20 protein-coding genes are annotated in these 18027 nt (G+C 69.3%); 7 read left to right on the top strand and 13 right to left on the bottom strand.

What is annotated here, in order from left to right; genetic code table 11:
* Positions 1 to 67 precede the first annotated feature (67 nt).
* Both ACIBKY_RS02525 and ACIBKY_RS02530 read left to right on the top strand, forming a co-directional pair.
* Positions 68 to 1489 carry a serine hydrolase domain-containing protein gene (locus tag ACIBKY_RS02525; protein ID WP_397093809.1) on the top strand — a complete coding sequence of 474 codons (1422 nt, stop codon included), beginning with the start codon at positions 68 to 70 and terminating at the stop codon, positions 1487 to 1489.
* A gap of 123 nt (positions 1490 to 1612) precedes the next feature.
* On the top strand, positions 1613 to 2077 hold the full coding sequence (locus ACIBKY_RS02530; RefSeq protein ID WP_397093811.1) for a ribosomal protein L7/L12: 465 nt from the start codon (positions 1613 to 1615) through the stop codon (positions 2075 to 2077).
* Positions 2078 to 2357: 280 nt separating this feature from the next.
* On the opposite strand, the gene ACIBKY_RS02535 is transcribed toward ACIBKY_RS02530, so the two are convergent.
* A complete protein-coding gene (locus ACIBKY_RS02535) occupies positions 2358 to 3671 on the bottom strand; it encodes a UDP-glucose dehydrogenase family protein (protein ID WP_397093812.1) in 1314 nt (437 codons plus the stop codon).
* A 124-nt stretch (positions 3672 to 3795) separates the two neighbouring features.
* On the opposite strand from ACIBKY_RS02535, the gene ACIBKY_RS02540 reads away from it, so the two are divergent.
* Positions 3796 to 4959, top strand: a complete 1164-nt coding sequence (locus ACIBKY_RS02540) for an acyl-CoA dehydrogenase family protein (RefSeq protein ID WP_397093813.1) — start codon at positions 3796 to 3798, stop codon at positions 4957 to 4959.
* A gap of 148 nt (positions 4960 to 5107) precedes the next feature.
* Entirely contained in the window at positions 5108 to 5530 is a 423-nt protein-coding gene (locus tag ACIBKY_RS02545) for an HIT family protein (RefSeq protein ID WP_397093814.1), read from the top strand.
* Between the two features lie 6 nt (positions 5531 to 5536).
* Here the strand turns inward: ACIBKY_RS02545 and ACIBKY_RS02550 are convergent, their stop codons facing one another.
* Together ACIBKY_RS02550 and ACIBKY_RS02555 are read right to left on the bottom strand one after the other, a co-directional pair.
* Positions 5537 to 6160, bottom strand: a complete 624-nt coding sequence (locus ACIBKY_RS02550) for a class I SAM-dependent methyltransferase (protein ID WP_397093815.1) — start codon at positions 6158 to 6160, stop codon at positions 5537 to 5539.
* The gene (locus ACIBKY_RS02555) at positions 6153 to 6920 is read right to left on the bottom strand and encodes a hypothetical protein (protein WP_397093816.1); all 768 of its coding nucleotides are present in this window, start codon (positions 6918 to 6920) and stop codon (positions 6153 to 6155) included. The genes ACIBKY_RS02550 and ACIBKY_RS02555 overlap by 8 nt, the downstream gene beginning before the upstream one ends.
* Positions 6921 to 7079: 159 nt before the next feature.
* Here ACIBKY_RS02555 and ACIBKY_RS02560 point away from each other — a divergent pair, with 159 nt between their 5' ends.
* Positions 7080 to 7754, top strand: a complete 675-nt coding sequence (locus tag ACIBKY_RS02560; RefSeq protein WP_397093817.1) for an HIT domain-containing protein — start codon at positions 7080 to 7082, stop codon at positions 7752 to 7754.
* A gap of 25 nt (positions 7755 to 7779) precedes the next feature.
* Entirely contained in the window at positions 7780 to 8838 is a 1059-nt protein-coding gene (locus ACIBKY_RS02565) for a thiamine-monophosphate kinase (protein WP_397093819.1), read from the top strand.
* Positions 8839 to 8842: 4 nt separating this feature from the next.
* Here ACIBKY_RS02565 and ACIBKY_RS02570 read toward each other — a convergent pair whose 3' ends face one another.
* From ACIBKY_RS02570 to ACIBKY_RS02610, 9 genes are all read right to left on the bottom strand, one after another.
* Positions 8843 to 9274, bottom strand: coding sequence for a hypothetical protein (locus ACIBKY_RS02570; RefSeq protein ID WP_397093821.1), 432 nt, complete (start codon positions 9272 to 9274; stop codon positions 8843 to 8845).
* 50 nt (positions 9275 to 9324) lie between these two features.
* Positions 9325 to 9756, bottom strand: a complete 432-nt coding sequence (locus ACIBKY_RS02575; RefSeq protein ID WP_397093822.1) for a nitroreductase/quinone reductase family protein — start codon at positions 9754 to 9756, stop codon at positions 9325 to 9327.
* Positions 9757 to 9791: 35 nt separating this feature from the next.
* Complete coding sequence (locus ACIBKY_RS02580) at positions 9792 to 10319, bottom strand: hypothetical protein (RefSeq protein ID WP_397093824.1); 528 nt, start codon at positions 10317 to 10319, stop codon at positions 9792 to 9794.
* A complete protein-coding gene (locus ACIBKY_RS02585; protein ID WP_397093825.1) occupies positions 10316 to 10873 on the bottom strand; it encodes a TetR/AcrR family transcriptional regulator in 558 nt (185 codons plus the stop codon). Before ACIBKY_RS02585 ends, ACIBKY_RS02580 begins: the two co-directional genes overlap by 4 nt.
* Before the next feature lie 21 nt (positions 10874 to 10894).
* A complete protein-coding gene (locus ACIBKY_RS02590) occupies positions 10895 to 11614 on the bottom strand; it encodes a hypothetical protein (protein ID WP_397093826.1) in 720 nt (239 codons plus the stop codon).
* Positions 11615 to 11690: 76 nt separating this feature from the next.
* Positions 11691 to 12530: an LLM class flavin-dependent oxidoreductase gene (locus tag ACIBKY_RS02595; RefSeq protein WP_397093827.1), complete on the bottom strand. Its 840-nt coding sequence runs from the start codon at positions 12528 to 12530 to the stop codon at positions 11691 to 11693.
* On the bottom strand, positions 12527 to 13357 hold the full coding sequence (locus ACIBKY_RS02600) for a GNAT family N-acetyltransferase (protein ID WP_397093829.1): 831 nt from the start codon (positions 13355 to 13357) through the stop codon (positions 12527 to 12529). The genes ACIBKY_RS02595 and ACIBKY_RS02600 overlap by 4 nt, the downstream gene beginning before the upstream one ends.
* A gap of 38 nt (positions 13358 to 13395) precedes the next feature.
* Positions 13396 to 13743, bottom strand: a complete 348-nt coding sequence (locus tag ACIBKY_RS02605) for an STAS domain-containing protein (RefSeq protein ID WP_397093830.1) — start codon at positions 13741 to 13743, stop codon at positions 13396 to 13398.
* A 28-nt stretch (positions 13744 to 13771) separates the two neighbouring features.
* Positions 13772 to 15226: an LCP family protein gene (locus tag ACIBKY_RS02610; RefSeq protein WP_397093831.1), complete on the bottom strand. Its 1455-nt coding sequence runs from the start codon at positions 15224 to 15226 to the stop codon at positions 13772 to 13774.
* An 82-nt stretch (positions 15227 to 15308) separates the two neighbouring features.
* Between ACIBKY_RS02610 and ACIBKY_RS02615 the strand changes: the two genes are divergently transcribed.
* Positions 15309 to 16325 (top strand): glycosyltransferase family 2 protein, encoded by a 1017-nt coding sequence (locus ACIBKY_RS02615; protein ID WP_397093833.1) that lies wholly within the window; start codon positions 15309 to 15311, stop codon positions 16323 to 16325.
* On the opposite strand, the gene ACIBKY_RS02620 is transcribed toward ACIBKY_RS02615, so the two are convergent.
* Entirely contained in the window at positions 16288 to 18015 is a 1728-nt protein-coding gene (locus ACIBKY_RS02620; protein WP_397093834.1) for a CDP-glycerol glycerophosphotransferase family protein, read from the bottom strand. The two genes, ACIBKY_RS02615 and ACIBKY_RS02620, sit on opposite strands and share 38 nt — an antisense overlap.
* Positions 18016 to 18027: the final 12 nt, after the last annotated feature.

The raw sequence follows: 18027 nt of genomic DNA on the forward strand, positions 1-18027 counted from the left end.
GTAACAATACGTTAATCGTACAAGGTACGACGACTTCGTACCTTGTACGACTAGGGGGATGGAAACGATGGAATCGATTCGGCGGCGCCTTGACGAGACGCTTCAGGAGTCGCTGGCCGGCGGCGCGGTGGCGGGTGCCGTCATCGGCGTCTCGGTGGGCGGCGAGCGGCTCACGCTCGCGCGGGGAACCGCCAACCTCAACACGGACCAGCCGTTCACCGAGGACACCGCATGGCTGCTCGGCTCGGTCGGCAAGGTCCTGACCACGACGATGCTGCTGCAGCTCGTCGAGCGCGGCTCCGTCGACCTGGACGCGCCGGTGCGGCGGTACGTGCCCGAGTTCAGCCTGCGCGACCCGGCCGCGGCAGACCGGATCACCGTGCGGATGCTGGTCAACCACACCAACGGCATCGACGCCGACGGGCTCGTGCCCAGCGCGGTACGCGGCAGGGACGCCCACCGGGATTACGTGGAGCATTTGCGGAACGTGAACGTCCTGTTCGAGCCGGGCACGTGCATTCACTACTCGAACCCGGGATTCGTGCTCGCCGGCCGCATCATCGAGGAGCAGACCGGCCTGCCGTACGAGGTGGCGATCCGGCGCGACCTGTTCGAGCCGTGCGGCATGCGGGACGCCACCGCCGTTCAGACCCAGGCGTTCCTGCGCCGCACGGCCGTCGGCGCCTTCTTCGACATGGAGACGATGGCCCTGCGCGCGACGTCGCTGTTCAGCGTCCCCGAATCGATCGGGGCCGCGGGCGGGACGCCGATCGTCACCGTCGCGGACATGCTCGCGTTCGGCCGCATGCATCTGAACGGCGGCCTCGCCCAGGACGGCACCCGCGTGATCGAGGCCGATTCGGTGAAGGCCATGCTGACCCCGACCTTCGACCTGGGCATCCCGCAGGCGCCGCCCATCGGGCTCGGCTGGTGGCTTGAGCCCATCGCCGGAACCACCGCCGCCTTCCACGGCGGCACCTCACCCGGCGGTAACTCGGCCTTCACGATCCTGCCGGAGTACGACACGGTCATCACCAGCTTCGGCACCGGCCCTGCCAACGTCCTGCTCCAGGACCAGTTGCACATCGCCGTGATCGAAGAGGTGACGGGACGCGCGGTGACCCCGCCCTTCGGCGGCCCGCCCGAGCGTCCCGGTCCCGAGCTGGCCGGCGAGTACGGCTCGTTCCAGAGCCGCGTCGTGGTCGACGTCGACGACGACGTGCTGCGGGTCACCAACCATTTCGAGCCCTACGACGACGACCACCGTGCCACCTACGAGGCCTGCGGGGTCCCGGCCGGCGCCGCCCCGCCGGTCACCTACCGCAGCCTCGCCCCCGGCCTCTACGCGCCAGAAGGCCTGGACGCGTCCGTCTTCTCCGGCGTCATCGGCAGGGGAGCCCTGCTGTCCGTCCTCCCCGCCACCGGCGGCCGTCCGGCGGGCCTGCACTCCGGCCTGCGGTTCACGCCCAGGCGTACGCAGGAGTCGTAGGAGAGGTTGACCACGGTGTGGACGCCCCTGCACTCCGGCCTGCGGTTCACGCCCTGGGCGCACTGAGCGGGGGCCACCTCCCGAGGGGTGCCATCGAGTCCGGCCGTGAATATCATGCGGGGCATGGGACTCGGGCTGATGGAGATACTGCTGATCCTCGCTGTGGTGGCGGCCGCGGTGGGCGTGAGCCTGGTGACGCTGGCCGGTCGGCGCCGGGGCGAGCGAAACGCACCGCCTCCCTCACTCCACTCGGCCGCTGACACCGAGCAGGAAGTCCTCCGCCTGCTGCGGCAGGGAAAGACCATCCAGGCCATCAAAATCGTCCGCGAACGCACCCGCCTCGGCCTGAAAGAGGCCAAGGACCTGGTGGAGGACGTGGCCGCGGGCCGCCGCAGGCTGACCGACCACCCGGCATTCGCCGGCATGCGCCCGTCGCTGCCCCGCCGGGACACGGGCGACCTGGCGGGCCGGGTCCGCAACCTGGTCGCGGAAGGCCACCGCCAACAGGCGATCTACCTGGTACGCGGCGAAACCGGCATGGGCGAAGCCGAGGCCGAACTCTTCATAACCAGCCTGACATCCACCTGAACCCCCACACCTCGGGCCAGGGGTGAGGGTCCGGCGGGCCGGCGAAGGAGCGCGGTCCGGGCGACTGCCGGAAGAGACGCCGGTCCAAGGGGCAGGCGAAGGGTTTCCGGTCCAGGTGGTCCATGGATGGCCGTTGCGGCGGGGACCACGTCCGACGTGAGAAGCGACCCCCCCGACCTGCGTCAGCCCGCGTCGGCGGGTGGCGTGGGCCGGGGGCCTGCCGTACCGGATGGGAAAGGGCGGGGTCAGAGGCGGCCATACAGGATGGGAAAGGGGTGGGTCAGGGGCGGCCGAGCGCGCGGTAGTGCCAGGCGGCGGCGCGCCAGGCGGTGGCGTTGAGGGCGTTGCGGCCGTCGACGATCTTGCGCTCCGCGACCACCGTGCCGATGGCCTCGGGGTCGAGGTCCACGAACTCCTGCCATTCCGTGAGCAACAGGACGACATGTGCCCCACGGACGGCGTCCACGGCCGAGGTGCCGTAGTTGAGCTCGGGGTGGGCCTTGCGGGCGTTGTCGAGGGCGATCGGGTCGTAGACGGTGACGGCGCCGCCCTGCTCGCCGATCGTGGCCGCGACGTCGAGCGCGGGGGAGTCGCGGATGTCGTCGGAGTTGGGCTTGAACGCGGCGCCCAGCACGCCGACCGTGCAGCCGCGGAACGAGCCACCGGCCAGTTCGCGCGCCAGGTCCACCATGCGGGCCCGGCGCCGCATGTTGATCGCGTCGACCTCCCGCAGGAACGTCAGCGCCTGGTCGGCGCCCAGCTCGCCGGCGCGCGCCATGAACGCGCGGATGTCCTTGGGCAGGCAGCCGCCGCCGAACCCGAGCCCGGCGTTGAGGAACTTGCCGCCGATCCGGTCGTCGTAGGAGAGCGCGGTCGCCAGCTGCTGGACATCCGCGTGGGCCGCCTCGCAGACCTCGGCCATCGCGTTGATGAAGGAGATCTTGGTGGCGAGAAACGAGTTCGCGGCCGCCTTGACCAGCTCGGCCGTGGCGAAGTCGGTGACGACCATGGGCACCTCGCCCAGCGGTTCGTAAACCTCGCGCAGAATCTTCTCGGCCCGCTCGGAGCGCACGCCGACGACGATGCGGTCGGGGTGCATCGTGTCCTGTACGGCGTGGCCCTCCCGCAGAAACTCGGGGTTCCAGGCCAGCTCGGCCTGGGCGCCGATCGGCGCGAGCCTGGCCAGCTTGTCGGCCAGCCGGGCGGCGGTGCCGACGGGCACGGTCGACTTGCCGACGATCAGACAGTCCCGCGTGAGGTACGGCGCCAGCGATTCGACGGCCGCGTCGAGGTAGGAGGTGTCGGCCGCGTACTCGCCCTGCTTCTGCGGCGTGCCGAGGGCCAGGAAGTGCACGTCGCCGAACTCCCCGGCCTCCTCGTAGGAGGTCGTGAAGCGCAGCCGGCCGGACTCGAGCCCGCGGCGCAGGACGGGTTCCAGCCCGGGTTCGTGGATGGGAAGCTCACCGTTCTGGAGGCGGCGGATCTTGTCCGCGTCGATGTCTAGGCCCAGGACGTCGAATCCGAGGTCGGCCATGCACGCGGCATGCGTGACACCCAGGTATCCGGTCCCGATCACCGTGAGGCGATATGGCACGAGTGAGCTCCTTTCGATCGCCAGGCATGCTACCGGCCCTCACTACCTCGTCTGTGCCACCTGCATAAACCGGCAAACCGTACCCGCTGGTAACAAGTTGCTCGGACGTCCTAGTATTTGTGCTATGAGCTTCCCTCTCTACGCGCCGGCCGAAGAGCACGACATGCTTCGCGAGACCGTCCGCGCCCTGGCCGATGAGAAGATCGCCCCGCGTGCGGCTGAGGCCGACGAGAACGAGGAATTTCCCTGGGACGTCTACAAGGCGCTCGTCGCGTCCGACCTGCACGCCGTACACGTCCCCGAGGAGTACGGCGGAGCCGGTGCCGACGCGCTCGCCACGGTCATCGTCATCGAAGAGGTGGCCAGGGCCTGCGCGTCCTCGTCCCTGATCCCCGCGGTCAACAAGCTGGGCACCGTGCCCCTGCTCCTGTCCGCGTCCGAGGACCTGAAGTCGCGCTACCTGGCCCCGGTGGCCACGGGCGAGGCGATGTTCTCCTACGCCCTGTCAGAGGCCGAGGCCGGTTCTGACGCCGCCGCCATGAAGACCAAGGCCGTGGCGGACGGCGACCACTACGTCCTCAACGGCGCCAAGATGTGGATCACCAACGCCGGTATCTCCGAGTACTACACAGTGATGGCCGTCACGGCACCCGGCGAAGGCGCGAGAGGCATCTCAGCCTTCGTCGTGGAAAAGTCCGACGAAGGCGTCTCCTTCGGCCCCAAGGAGAAGAAGCTCGGCATCAAGGCCTCACCCACCCGCCAGGTGATCCTGGACAACGTCCGCATCCCCGCCTCCCGCATGATCGGCGACCCCGGCACCGGCTTCAAGACCGCCCTGGCCACCCTGGACCACACCCGCATCACCATCGCCGCCCAGGCCCTCGGCATCGCCCAGGGCGCCCTCGACTTCGCCGTGGGCTACGTCAAGGACCGCAAGCAGTTCGGCAAGCCGATCGGGGACTTCCAGGGCGTCCAGTTCATGCTCGCCGACATGGCGATGAAGCTGGAGGCCGCCAGGCAGCTCACCTACCACGCGGCCGCCAAGTCCGAACTCGCCATGCACGGCGCACCCCAGAAGGACCTGACCTTTCTGTCCAGCGCCGCCAAGTGCGCCGCCTCGGACGCCGCCATGGAGATCACCACGGACGCCGTCCAGTTGCTGGGCGGATACGGCTACACGCGCGAGTTCCCGGTGGAGCGCATGATGCGCGACGCCAAGATCACCCAGATCTACGAGGGCACCAACCAGATCCAGCGCATGGTCATGGCCCGCCAGCTCCTCAAGTAGCCATTGACGCACCCGGTCCTCTCGCTGTGGGGACCGGGTGCGAAAGTCCCCGAATCGGCGCCCCTCAGTATGCGTCCGCAGTACGGTTGGGGGCAGTTCGTAATACCGAGGTATTTCGACTGGGCATATTATGGCGACAGGGGATGCAATGCTCATTGCGGACAGTTCAGGTGATGGCGCCAACGCGGACTGTATCTTTTGTAAGCCGGACGACCCCTCGCTCAATACAACTCTGTGTGAGAATGAGTTGTTCTATGCGCGGTTTGATAATTACCCCGCCAATCCCGGCCATGTCGAGGTCGTGCCCAAACGGCATGTCGAGTCCTTCTTCGAACTCGACGAGCGGGAGATGCTCAGTGCCTATGCGCTGATGCGGGAAGCGAAGAACCTGCTCGACGACAAACATTTCCCCGAGGCGTACACGATCGGGATCAACGACGGAAAGGCCGCCGGCCGGACCATCGACCACCTGCACATTCACTTGATCCCCCGGCATCAGGGCGATGTCGACGACCCAAGGGGCGGCATCCGCAGGGCCGCCCCGAATTGCGATCCGGACGCCTGGACGTAACGGGAATCACCGCTCACCCAACGCCACGTACCATCCCGCGCGGCCCGAGAACCGGACGCGAATGTCGGAGAACCCCGCCGACTCCATGAACCCGGTGAAGGTCTGCGGGCCGACGAACGTGAACCAGCGCTCCCCCTCCAGTGATCCACCGCTGCGCCAGCCCTCGCCTTCGCCGTCGCGCATGCTGATCACGGTGATCCCGCCCGGAACGAGCACCCGATACGCCTCGGCCAACGCCCCGCCCATCAAGGCCAGCGGCAGGTGCAGGAGGGAACCCGAAGCCCACACGCCCGCGACACAGCGGTCGCGGAGCGGGAGCGAGAGCGCGTCCAGCCGCAGGAAACCCGCCGAACCGGCCGAACGGCTCCGCGCCCAGGTGAGCATGCCGGGGGCGTAGTCGCCCGCGACCACCCGGCGACCCAAGGCCGACAGCAGGCGGGTGTCGCGCCCGCCGCCGCATCCCAGGTCGAGGACCGGCGGGCCGTACGGCGCTCGGCCCGCGAAACCGACGACCTCCTGCCGGAGACCGGGAAACTGGCCGTAGTCCTCTGAAATCTCACCATAGGCATCGGCATTGGCGTCATAGGTGGAGCAGGTGGCGCGGGTGATGTCACGGAGGAGATCAGGCATTTTCGAATCCGTCCTGCCCGAGAACGAAGCACAGTGAATTCAGCACGTGCCAGACGCGCTGCACGTCCACGTCATGATATCCATGGGAGACATCGATGCTCACGCAACCCATGAATTTCGCGTGGGCATTTCTGACCGGGCTGGAGAAGACCGCGCCGCGATGGCTGTAACGCTGGAACTCCTCCCACGTGAATCCCATGACGGCGTCCACGCCCGCTGTCCTTTTGAAGGCTTCGAACGCCGCCTTGTCGGTCAGGTTCCGGACGAGTTCCTCCACGTTGACGCTGGTCTCCTGATCGTGCTTCCAGCACAGTCCGACCACTCCGACCCCCGGCGTGGGACGGAGTTTCCTGGTGGCCGGGGCCGAGCCGAGGCGATAGGTGGCGACGCGGGTGAGTTCTCCCCGCAGTGGATGCTGCGCGGTGCGCTTCTTCTGCCAGATATGCAGCCCGAGGTCGCTCACGGAGTTGGGCGGGTTGATGGCCCGGCAGATCTCCAGAAGCTGCCCGAAGGCCGTGAGTATGTGCCGGCGCAGGACCACGCGGCGCTCGATGCGCAGGCGCTGGGAGAAAGACTCGAAGGGCGTCGCCACGCCGAAGAATCCGGCGATGATAATCAGGCCGATCAGGACGTGCGAATATTCACTTTCGAGGTTCTTCCAGATGGCGGCGGACGGAAATCCGTACTGTTTGCAGGCGAGTGTGACCGTCGCGGCGAGGATAACTCCACGATCCAAGGCGCGAGCCGCCGACAGCTTCATCGGGAAATCACCCTGTCTCGACGACGCGTACTTGCCGAACAGTATCGTGCAGACTATACATGAACGGACAATTCTCTTACGGTCAGCCGCACTTGATCTGCTTTTCGGTCGCCCGACAGTCGTTGAATTGTGCCGACTGGATTGATGATGGGGTGGTCAGTGCCTGAGCCAGCGGGGTTCTGCGTCGGCTCCGACTTCTGCCAGGAGCTCGCCGGGGCCGCGGACACCACCTTTCGCCGCGTCTATGGCGGGCAGCCTGCGGAAAGGGTTGTCGGCCGGGGCGCGACAGTCAGCCTGCTGGCCGACATGTCGCCGCTGACCCATGGACACCTGCTGCTGGTCTCCAATAAGCACTACGTCAGTTTCGGCGAGGTGATGGCGGAATGCGGGGAAGCCGTCACGCAGGCGCTCGGCGAGATTCTTCCGCAGTACAAGACGAGCTTTGGTGAACCGGTCATCATGGAGCATGGATCAACAAAGAGGATGAACGGCTCCGCCTGTATCACCCATGCTCATCTTCACCTGTTGCCGCTGCGGTTCGCGCAGGTCCATGCGGTGATGAAACGGGACGGGCTGGCCTCTGCCCCGATAGACGGGATCGCTGGTCTGCGACGGCTCGGGCTGGCCGGCCTGCCGTACTTCTATTGCGGGGACGGCGACACGCATCGGGTGTACGGTGTGGCACAGGCAACGCCGCGACAGTATCTCCGTTCAGTGGCGGGGCGATTACTCGGCATCGATGATCCTGAATGGGACTACGCGGTCGTCGTCAGAAAGCATCTTCTCAGCGCGACAATGGAAGAGACGGCCGACTGGCTCGTTCCATTGCCGTGAAAACGCCGACTGAGGGTGTGATCTCATGCAGGACGCCGGCGCCGCATCGGATGAGCCGACACGGCTGGCCAACATCATCGGTCCCATGTTCACCGGGCAGTCCGGCTGGAGACAGGAATTGCCGGACGGCGCCAGGGTCGAACTTATCGCCGGCGCCGACGCGCAGGACGACTGCGCGGTCTTCCGGGTGGACGGGCCACTTGAAATCGTCCTCGGCTCGGATTATGTTCGCGGGCCGAAATTCCATCTCTACGAACTGGGCCACCTGTCGAATTACGACATCGGCTATTACCTGGCGATGGCCAACCTCAGTGATGTCGCGGCCATGGGCGCTCTGCCGATCGCGCTCCTGTCGGTCATCAGGTATCCCAGGTCGCTCTCCGACGCGGATTTCGCCGTCGTCATGGAGGGAATCAGGGACGCCTGCCGTGAGGTCGGCACGCTCAACGTGGGCGGCGACATCGGCAGTGCGGAAAGGATCATCCTGTCCGCCTCGGCCGTGGGGATCGTCGAGCAGGGCGGGTCTCTCCTGCGGGGTGGCGCCCGGCCGGGTGATCGTCTCTGTGTCACCGGGCCGACGGGGATCGCGGCGTCGGCGCAGCGGTACTTCGGCGGCGACGGGCCGACCAGGCTGCGGCCCGAGCAGGAGGAACTGCTGATCTCCGCGTGGCGGCGACCGCGGGCGCTGGTGGGGCAGGGACGCTGTCTCAGCAGGAGCGGTGTGGTGACGAGCTGCCAGGACACCTCCGACGGTCTGAAGGCGGGCGTTCAGTCGCTCGCGGCGGCCAGCGGGGTGGGGTTCGTGGTGGAGGAGGCGGAGCTGCCGGTCGCCGACATCGTGGCCAAGGTCGCCGCGCTCACGGGGGGTGAGGTCACCTCGACCGTGCTGGGGGACTCCGTGGACTTCCAGCTGGTCTTCACCGTCGGCGAGGACGACGCGGTGCGTCTCGCCAAGGTCTTCGCCGACGAGGGTTTTCAGCTGTTCGACATTGGCTACGCCACCGAGGAGCGAGAGGTCCGCCTGCGCCGCGCCGACGGCACGGTCGAGGATCTTCCCGGCGTCCCGTGGCGGCACGCCACCTGAAGGATCAGGTCTGGTCGTCTCGGGGCCAGATCTGGGTGGCTCGGGGGAGGTCCCTGATGGTGCCGCCTTCCGGGATCATGCCCCAGAGGAAGGGGATCAGATACCTGGGGGGTGCGCCCAGGTGGGTGGTCAGTTCTTGCTCGGTGACCTTGAGGGTGAAGGCCGGGCCCCGCCGAGCGGCGTCCCAGCCTTGTTCCACGGCCTGGCGGACGCAGCCGGCGACCAGGACGGGGCGGACGGCTATGGTGCGCTCGCCCACGTGGTTGTCCGGGCGGCCGCAGGGGAGCGAGACCATCAGGACGCTGCCGGGTTCCTCGGCGCGTTCGACGGCGAAGGTCAGCGGGGCCCGGTCGTCGCCGGGCCGGTGGCTGAGCTGCCAGCGGAAATCGGTGCCGTCGACGGTGATCGGGCGTGAACGCTTCCTCGACATGGTCATGGCCTCGGTCGCCGTCCTCTCGATCGGGTCGGGTCGGGTCGGTTCGGAGACTATCGAACGCGCTCCAGGACCACGATCGGGATCTCCTGGAGCGCGGTGGCGGCGTAGGGGCGGTACGCCGGGGCGACGGCGAGCATCATCGCCCACAGCCGGGCGCGTTCGGCGCCGGTGGCGGTTCTGGCGCGGGCCTTGAAGCGGTCGGCGAGGATCTGGACGTCCACCTCGGGGTTCGCCACTGTGTTCAGGTACCAGTCCGGGAGTGGCGCACCGTAGGCGCTGCCCGACGCGACCAGCACGTAGGTGTCGCCGTCCTGTCCGAAGAACAGCCCGGTACGGCGCCGCACCCCGCTCTTCCTGCCCACGGTCGTCAGGACGAGGTTGGTCACGCCGCCTTCCATGTAGCCGTCCCGGCCGTCCGTCGCCAGGTAGCGGCGGACGTGCTCGGCGACGGATCGGTCCCTGCTGTCGGTGGTCTCGGTCATGCGGCCATGGTGTGCCCCGGGGCTTCGGATTTTCTTCAGAGCGGTTGGAGATGGGCGAGCAGGAGCTTGACGAACAGCACCGGCGCGAGCCAGCCGATCGCCGCCGGGATCGCCAGCGGCAGCGCCAGCCCGATCGCGAGCGCGGTGCAGCCGAAGGCGACCGGCCGCCGCACGTCCGCGGGCACGCTGACGGTGATGACGGCGCCCCCGAGGGCCAGCGCGTAGACGACGGCGGCAGCGGTCCAGGTGAAGCCCGGCACGACCAGGGCGAGCAGGAACGGCTGCACATGGATGGCGACAAATCCGATGTGGTGCCGCCAGGTACGGCCCGGCCGGTGGAAGTGCCGCTTGGCGGCGTCGGTGGCGTTGACCGCGGCCCCGCCGTACAGGTCGAAGGCCACGATCGCGATCAGCACGAGCGGCAGCGCGGACAGCCCGGCGCCATAGGCGAGCGCGGTGGCGAGAACGGTGCCGGCCACCGCGCTGGTGTAGACGACGGTGCGGTCGCGCGGGGTGGCGCCGGGGGCGATGAGGCGCTCGTCGAGCGTGCGGAGGGTGCTCATGCGCGCTCCCTCAGGCCCTCGACCACGACCTCCAGGACGGGTCCGGCCAGGTCGGCGATCGGCACCTCGGGGTCGACCAGCCACTGCAGCACCACGCCCTCGATGGCGCCGACGATGACGGTGGCGTGCGGCAGGCCGAGCCCGGGGCGGATCTGGCCGATCAGTTCGGCGATGGCTTCGCGGTAGGCCTTGTACGCGGGGCGCATGTGGTCGGTCGCCCACAGGTCGAGCAGGGTTCTGGCCAGGTCGGGCGCGCCGGCGATCACGTCGATGGTGCCGCGGACCAGCAGGCCCAGGCGTTCCAGGGGCGGATCCGTGCCGTCCAGGGCTTGGCGGATGATGGCGTCGGCGTCGGCGGTGTACTGGGAGAAGGCGGCTTCCAGGAGCGCGTCGCGGCTGTCGAAGTACAGGTAGACGCTGCCCTTGGCGATGCCGGCCTCCTCCGCGACGTCGTCGATGCGCGAGGCGGCGAAGCCCTTGCGCGCGAAGACGCGGACGGCGGCGGCCAGGATCTCCTGCTTGCGGGCCGCCTTGTCCACTCGTTTCGGTGACATGAGGCTATTATGACTGACTGGTCAGTCATCGTAAAGGACTTTGATGTTGCCGCTTCCGCTTCTGGCCGTGATCGTGTCCGGGCTGTCGCCGTTCTTGACCTTGGTGCTGACCGAGCCGTCCCGGCTCTTGGCCACCACCTTGTACACCCCGTCGGGCACCGAGGTCACCACCCCGCCGTCCCGGGACAGAACGTCCACGTTCGCCGGCCGTACCGCGAACCGCAGGTGGACCGCGCCGAAGTCGGTGCGCACGCGCACCCGGCCCGAGCGCAGGCGCTCCCCGGTGACCGCGCCCTCGGTCCGCAGCCGCAGGGCGCCGGACATGTCGAGCACGCGGATCGATTCCGTCGCCGCGATGTCGACGTCCTGCGACAGGCCGGTGGCGATCACCCCGTCGCTGCCCTCGACCACGAGCTTGATGCCGGGCGGCACCGTGATCCGGTAGCGCCCGCCGCAGTCGCCGATGACCATGTTGCAGTTGGCGCTGAGCCGCAGCACGTCCGCGGACAGCGACCAGGAGGAGTTGTCCGCCTCGGCCGCCTTGCCTTTGAGCCACCGGTCGACCTTGACCACCCCGGGCGGGCCCTGCTCGACCCGGAGCCCGCCGAGCGACGACTTGATCGTGAGCGTGCCACCGGTGTGGGTGAACGTCTGTGCCGAATGCCGCTCGGGCGCGTCGAGTTCCACGCCGCAGCCCGCGAGGAGCGCGATGCCCGCGGCCATCACCGCGATTCGTCTCATGGAGGAGATCGTCGCGCGGCCGCCGCCGCCCGCCATCGGCCGCGCGACCGACCCGGCATCGGCCGAACGGCCAGATTCACAGGGCCTTGAGAACCTCGTGCACGTGCCGCAGCGGGGAAGAGCCGACCGGGCGCAGCACGACGGTGTCCACCCCGGCCGACCACAGCGCGCGGACGTGGGCCACGGCCTGCTCGACGCCGCCGACCGCCATGGCCACCTCCTCCGGCGCCACCTTCAGAAACTCGCTGTACTCGGCCACGATCGGCCGCGCCACCTGCTCGGCGTCGTCGCCGACGTACAGGTGGGTGAAGGCGACCAGCTCGTGCGGCCCGTCCGCGGCGATCCGCGCGCGCACCCACGGCACCCGCGCAGCCCCGAAGCCCTCGGGGATGATCGTCCCGTCGGCCACGCGTCCCGACAGCGCGAGCGACCTGGGGTTCAGCACTCCTGCCAGCACGGGCGGCGGCTCGGCGGGCGGGTGGACGAGCGAGACGCCGTCGAGGTGGACGGCCTTGCCGTCCACGATCACGCTCTCGCCGCGCAGCAACGCCCGCACGCTCGTGATCGTCTCCTCCAGCAAAGCCAGCGGAGACGGTACGGCCGCGCCGGCCTGCCGCATCCACGCCTGGACACCGTGCCCGACGCCCGCGGCCAGGCGCCCGGGGTGGAGCCTGGCCAGGTTGCCGAACTCCATGGCCAGCAGGGCCGGGTTCCGCAGCGGCGCGGGCGCGATGCCGAGGCCGACGCGCAACCGCGAGGTGGCGGCCAGGGCGGTGGCCGCCGAGGAGATGCCGCCGGTCCAGCCGAGGTCCTCCACGACCCACAGGTCGTCCACGACGGTGGCGTCGAGCTCGCGGGCGAAGGGGACCAGCCGCTCGGGCGGCAGGTCGCGGTCGAACATCACGCCGAGTCTCACGGGGCCCTCCAGTAGTAGCGGAACAGCCTGCCGACCTCGGAGTAGCCGGCCCGCAGGAAGGCGTTGGACGTGGGGGTGTTGGCCACGTCGGTGGCGGCCACGATGCGTTCCACGCCGGCCTCGGCGAGCGTGCGGGTGCCCTGGGCGAGCAGGTCGGAGACGTAGCCCTTGCCGCGGTGCTCGGGCACGACGCCGATGTAGGCGATGGAGTGGTCGTCGGGGGCGACCAGGCCGACGGGCTCCTCGGCCGCGTAGCCGATGACGAACCAGTCGGGCTTGCCCTTGCGGTTGATCAGGTCGTCGTACATGGACCTGGCCTCGCTCTCGGGGCCCACGGTGGCCAGCTCCACCTGGGTGTCGTGGTCGAGTGAGCCCTCGGAGACGCGTACCAGAACGTCGAGCACCTCGCGCTCGGTGTGCCTGCGGGCGGGCCGGTAGGTGAGCCGGCCGGAGCCGGCCGGGACGTCGCTGCCGGAGCGCCATTCCAGCCGCACCCGCTCGACCTCCAGCGTGAAGCCGGCGCCCATGAGCGCGTCGTGCTCGACCGGCCGGTCCACGGTGGGTGTCATCCCGGGAGAGAGGGCGATGTCATGGAAGATCTTGGTGATGCCCACGTCGGCCAGGGCGCGCCGCAGCAGCGCCGCGCCGGTGGCCGGGTCGGGGCCGGGGGAGAAGTGCCACGTGATCACCGGGTCTGCGCCCCGGTAAGGGGCCCAGAAGCACACGCGGGCGTCGCCGTCGGTGAAGCACCACTCGGGCCTGACCTTGCCCTCGTCATGGGCGGCGATGAGCTGGGAGCGCGCGGGCTCGGGGAACTGATCGAACAATGCGAAAGCCTCCACGGACAAAGAACGTCAGTGGGAGCTTAGGCCGCTGTCGTCATCGTGGCGCGCGCGGCGGTGACGGTGGCGCTGGTCACGAAGTGCCGGTCGAGGTTGGTGATGGTGAGCAGGTGCGTGATCATGCCGGGTTCCACGACCAGGACCAGCCGTCCCGACATGTCCCGCACGTGGTTGAGCGCGCCCACGAGCACGCCGAGCCCGACGGAGTCGCAGAAGGGGACCTGTGTCAGGTCGATCACGAGATGTGGGGGATCGGTGCCGCTCCACACCGCGTCGAGGGCCTCGCTGAGACGGGGCGCCCCGGAGACGTCCAGATCTCCGCGGGCTTGGACGACCGTACAGCCTTCCTCGTGCCAGGACCTGACCTCCATGCCCGTCACCTGCCCGGATTGCAGGCTCTTATGCTTGTTTCCGGCAGATGTTCTGGGATGCGGTCTTCGTCGTAGGGGTCGCGGTGGAGCTCGGCTTGGGGCTCGGATCGCCGGACGGCTTGAGTTTCTTGATCTTCGGCTGGTCCGCGCCGATGACCACCTCGATGCCCGGGATGTCGGCCTCGCGCAGCTCGGCGCCGGGGATGGCCGCCGCCACCGTACGCGCGGAGTCGGCGCGGCCGGGGCCGTACCGGATGATCGTCTTCTTGTGGTCCTTCTTCGTCGTGTTGCCCGGCTCGCCCGGCACCTGGAAGCCCGACTCCTTCAGCGCGGTCTTGGTCCGCGCGCCCAGGCCGGTGATCAAGGTGCCGTTGAGCACCTTGACCGAGATGCGCTCCGGCGGGATGGTCGTCGTGGCGGACGGCGTCGCGCTCGGTGTTGGCTTGGGCGTGGGCTTGGCGAGGTCCTCGTCGGCGGCGATGCGGCGGAACAGCTCCTTGGCCGCATCCTTCTCCCACAGCACCGCCGACTCGCCGGTCGGCGTCTTGAAGTCGATGTCGGCCAGGGGGACGGTGGCGAAGCGCACGTCGTCGAGCGACACGTCGCGCATCTGCGTGGCCAGCCCCAGCAGCCCGTCGTCCGGGTCGATCTTGATGGTCCTGAGCGTGGAGTTGACGAACGCGGCCAGCCGCGCCGGGTTGCCCAGCGTGCCGGCGCTGAGCGCCTTGTTGAGCAGCGCCGAGATGACCTGCTGCTGGCGGTCGATGCGGTCGAGGTCGGAGCGGACCGTGGCGCGGGTGCGCGCGTAGCCGAGCGCCTGGGTCCCGGCCAGTTCGTGGGTGCCGGCGACGAGGTTGAGCCCGGTCTTGGGGTCGTTGATCGGCACCGGTGTGCACACGGTCACGCCGCCGAGCGAGTCGACCACGTCGATGAAGCCGAGGACGTTGACCTCGATGTAGCGGTGGATCTTCAACCCGGTCGCCTGCTGCACCGCCTTGACCGCCAGCGGCGCGCCGCCGAACTGGTAGGCAGAGTTGATCTTGTGCTGGCCCTTGCCGGGGATCTCGGTCCAGGTGTCGCGCGGGAGGCTGGCCACGGTCACCTTGCGGTGGTCGGCCGACAGATGGATCACCATCATCGTGTCGGTGCGCTCGCCGCTCTCCCGGCCCAGTTTCAGCTGGTTCTGCTGCCGGCGGGTGAGGTTGTCGCGCTTGTCCACGCCGACCAGCAGGATGTTCATGGCGCTCGTGGGGGCGGACTCGGTGATGCCGGCGTCGACCCCGGCGATCTGGCGCGGCGTCGCCCACACCACACCGGTGCCGACCAGCACCGCCGTCGACAGCGCGCCCGCTATCAGCAGGTTGCGCCGCCGGGCCTTGGCACTCTTGGGGGGCTTGCGCTTGCGGCCGCTCGCGAGCCTGACGCCGCCGTAGGCGTCGCCGCCCACATGCACTCCCGCGTCCTCCTCGCCCGGCCCGCCCATGCACTGCCCCCTTTATCCTGCCGGAGGGATCTGGCTTTCGATTGCCTTCCTCCCCTGCTCGTACAGTAGCGTGAGGCCCGCCATGAAGCAGTTGCCCGACTCGCCGCACGCGCACGCGGATACGCGCGCCTGGCCACCCATCTCCGTCGTCATGCCCATCCTCAACGAGGAGCGGCACCTCCAAGAGGCCGTCGACATGATCCTGTCCCAGCGATACCCGGGCGAGATCGAGGTCGTGCTGGCCGTAGGACCCTCCCATGACCGGACGCAGGAGGTCGCCGACGCCATCGCGGCGGCCGACCGGCGGATCACGGTCGTCCCCAACCCCACCGGGCGCACCCCCAACGCGCTCAACGCCGCCATCGGCGCCTCCCGCAACAAGATCATCGCCAGGGTCGACGGGCACGCCATGCTGCCCGACGACTACCTGCGCGTGGCCGTGGAGACGCTGGAGGAGACCGGCGCCGACAACGTCGGCGGCATCATGGCCGCCGAAGGGATCACGCCGTTCGAGCAGGCCGTCGCGTGCGCGATGACCTCCAAGATCGGCGTCGGCGCCGCCGCCTTCCACGTCGGCGGTACGGCCGGCCCCGCCGACACCGTCTACCTGGGCGTCTTCCGCAGGGAGGCGCTGGAGCGGGTCGGCGGCTACGACGAGCACTTCCAGCGCGCCCAGGACTGGGAGATGAACCACCGCATCCGCCAGACCGGCGGGCTCGTGTGGTTCCAGCCCAGGATGCGGGTCTCCTACCGGCCGAGGCCCAACGTGAAGGCCCTGGCCAAGCAGTACTTCCACTACGGCCGCTGGCGCCGGGTGGTCTCCCGCACCCACGAGGGCACGATCAACCTGCGCTACCTCGCCCCGCCCTTCGCGGTGCTGGCGATGGCGCTCGGGCTGGTCGTCTCGCCGTTCTTCCCCCTGGCGCTGATCGTCCCCGGCGGCTACGCGCTGGCCATCGTGGCCGGCTCCGCGCTGACCGGCAGCGGCCTGCCCGGGGCGGCCAAACTCAGGCTCCCGGTGGTCTACGCGACCATGCACGTCTCCTGGGGCTGGGGCTTCCTCACGAGTCCCAGAAAGCTCGCTCGACCGCAGCGTTGAACCGCGTGAGGGCATCCGGCTCGTCCGGGCCCAGCAGGTAGGCGCGCAGCTTCCGCCGCGCGCACGCCAGCGCGTCCTCCCCGTCCAAGAACCCGGCCAGGGCCGCGAGGTCCTGGCCCAGCAACACCCCGGCGCCGGTCGTCGGGTAGCGCTCGTGGAAGGCCTTCTCCGCCATCCCCGACACGTTCGTCACCGCGTACGGCTTGCCGCTGGCCAGGAAGTCGGCCACCACGCTGGAGATGTCGGTGATCATCATGTCCGCCTGGTTGAAGCACGCGTACAGGTCCGGCTTCGTCACCACGAGATGCTTGACCGGCGCCCTGGTCGACCCGCCCGACGGGTGCCTGGCCTTCGACCTGGCCAGTGCGGCGGCGTCCAGCATCGCCACGATCTCGGCGTGGGCCCGCCCGGCCGCCTTGTCCCGGTGCCCGGTCAGCGGATGCGGCTTGTAGATCACCCGCAGCTCCGGCTCATGGTCGAGCAGCGCCCGCACGATCCGCGGCCCCATCGTGGTCAGCGAGGTGTGGTGCAGGTCGTCCGTCCATCCCTCCCACGTCGGCGCGTACAGCACCGTCCGGTACGGCAGGCCGGGTCCCTCGGCCGAGATCCCCTCCAGCTGGGGCCGCCCCACCTCGTGCACGTTCTCGTTCCGCACTCCGACCCTGGCCCGCCGGTAGCGGTCGCGCCCGGCGGGGCCGGCCACCCACACCTCGTCGTAGACCCGCGAGAACGGGTTGAACGACGCCTCCTTGTCGCTGTCGCCGTGCCCGACGAAGACGCTGCGCATGCCGGGGATGCGCAGCATGTGGATGTTCTTGCCGACGTTGGCCACGTACAGGCACAGCCGGGCGCTGCCCAGCGCGTGGAAGCCCATGAGGTCGGCCGACGACGGGATGCACAGGACCGGCAGCGTGGTCTGGCCCAGCCGGTCGGCCAGGCCGCGCTCGCGCAGGACCACGATGGCCCGGCGGTCGATCCGCTCCAGCGTGGCCAGCCACATCCTGGCCTGGTAGGCGGCCTCGTTGGCGCCGCTGAAGTACAGGATGACCTCGGGGTGGTAGTCCCTGACCTGCTTGTCGACCACGGCCAGGATGCGGGGGGCGTCGGTCAGCGGTGCGGCCCGCCGTACGTAGGGGATGAGGATCAGCACCCCGGCGCAGCCCAGCAGCAGGCCGAGACCCGCGCCCGCGGCGGCGGCCGGTCCGCCCAGGGCGGCGCCGAGCACGGGCAGGACGTCGAGGTAGAGGAAGCGCACGCCGCGGTAGTTGGTGAGGAACTCGGGCGGCGTCTTCGGGAGGTTGAGCGCGGTGACGTCCAGGTGGCGGGTGGTGACCGGCATGGTGGCGACGGTCTGGCGCAGCCGGATGGCCAGGCTCGTCTGCACCGCCCGGACCGCGTGCATCGCGAACAGCCCGGCGGCCAGCGCCGCGAGCCACGGCGAGCCGGGGCCCGTGGTCTTGGCCACGAGGATCACCGCGGCCATCTCCCTGATCACGAAGCGCACCGTGACGCCCAGGTGCACCCGCGAAAGCAGGTCCACGAACGGCCTGGCCACGCGGGCCGCGAGGTGCTCGGCGAGGTAGGAGAGCACGGCCACGGCGGCGAACAGCAGCGGGTGCGGCCACAGAGCGGCCAGCAGCAGGACCGGATAGCTGCCCAGAAGCACGGCCTTGACACAGAGTCTCCGCATGCATTCGGACAG

Origin of the sequence: Nonomuraea sp. NPDC050394 (genome assembly GCF_044459065.1) — a bacterium.
Classification (GTDB): Bacteria; Actinomycetota; Actinomycetes; order Streptosporangiales; family Streptosporangiaceae; genus Nonomuraea.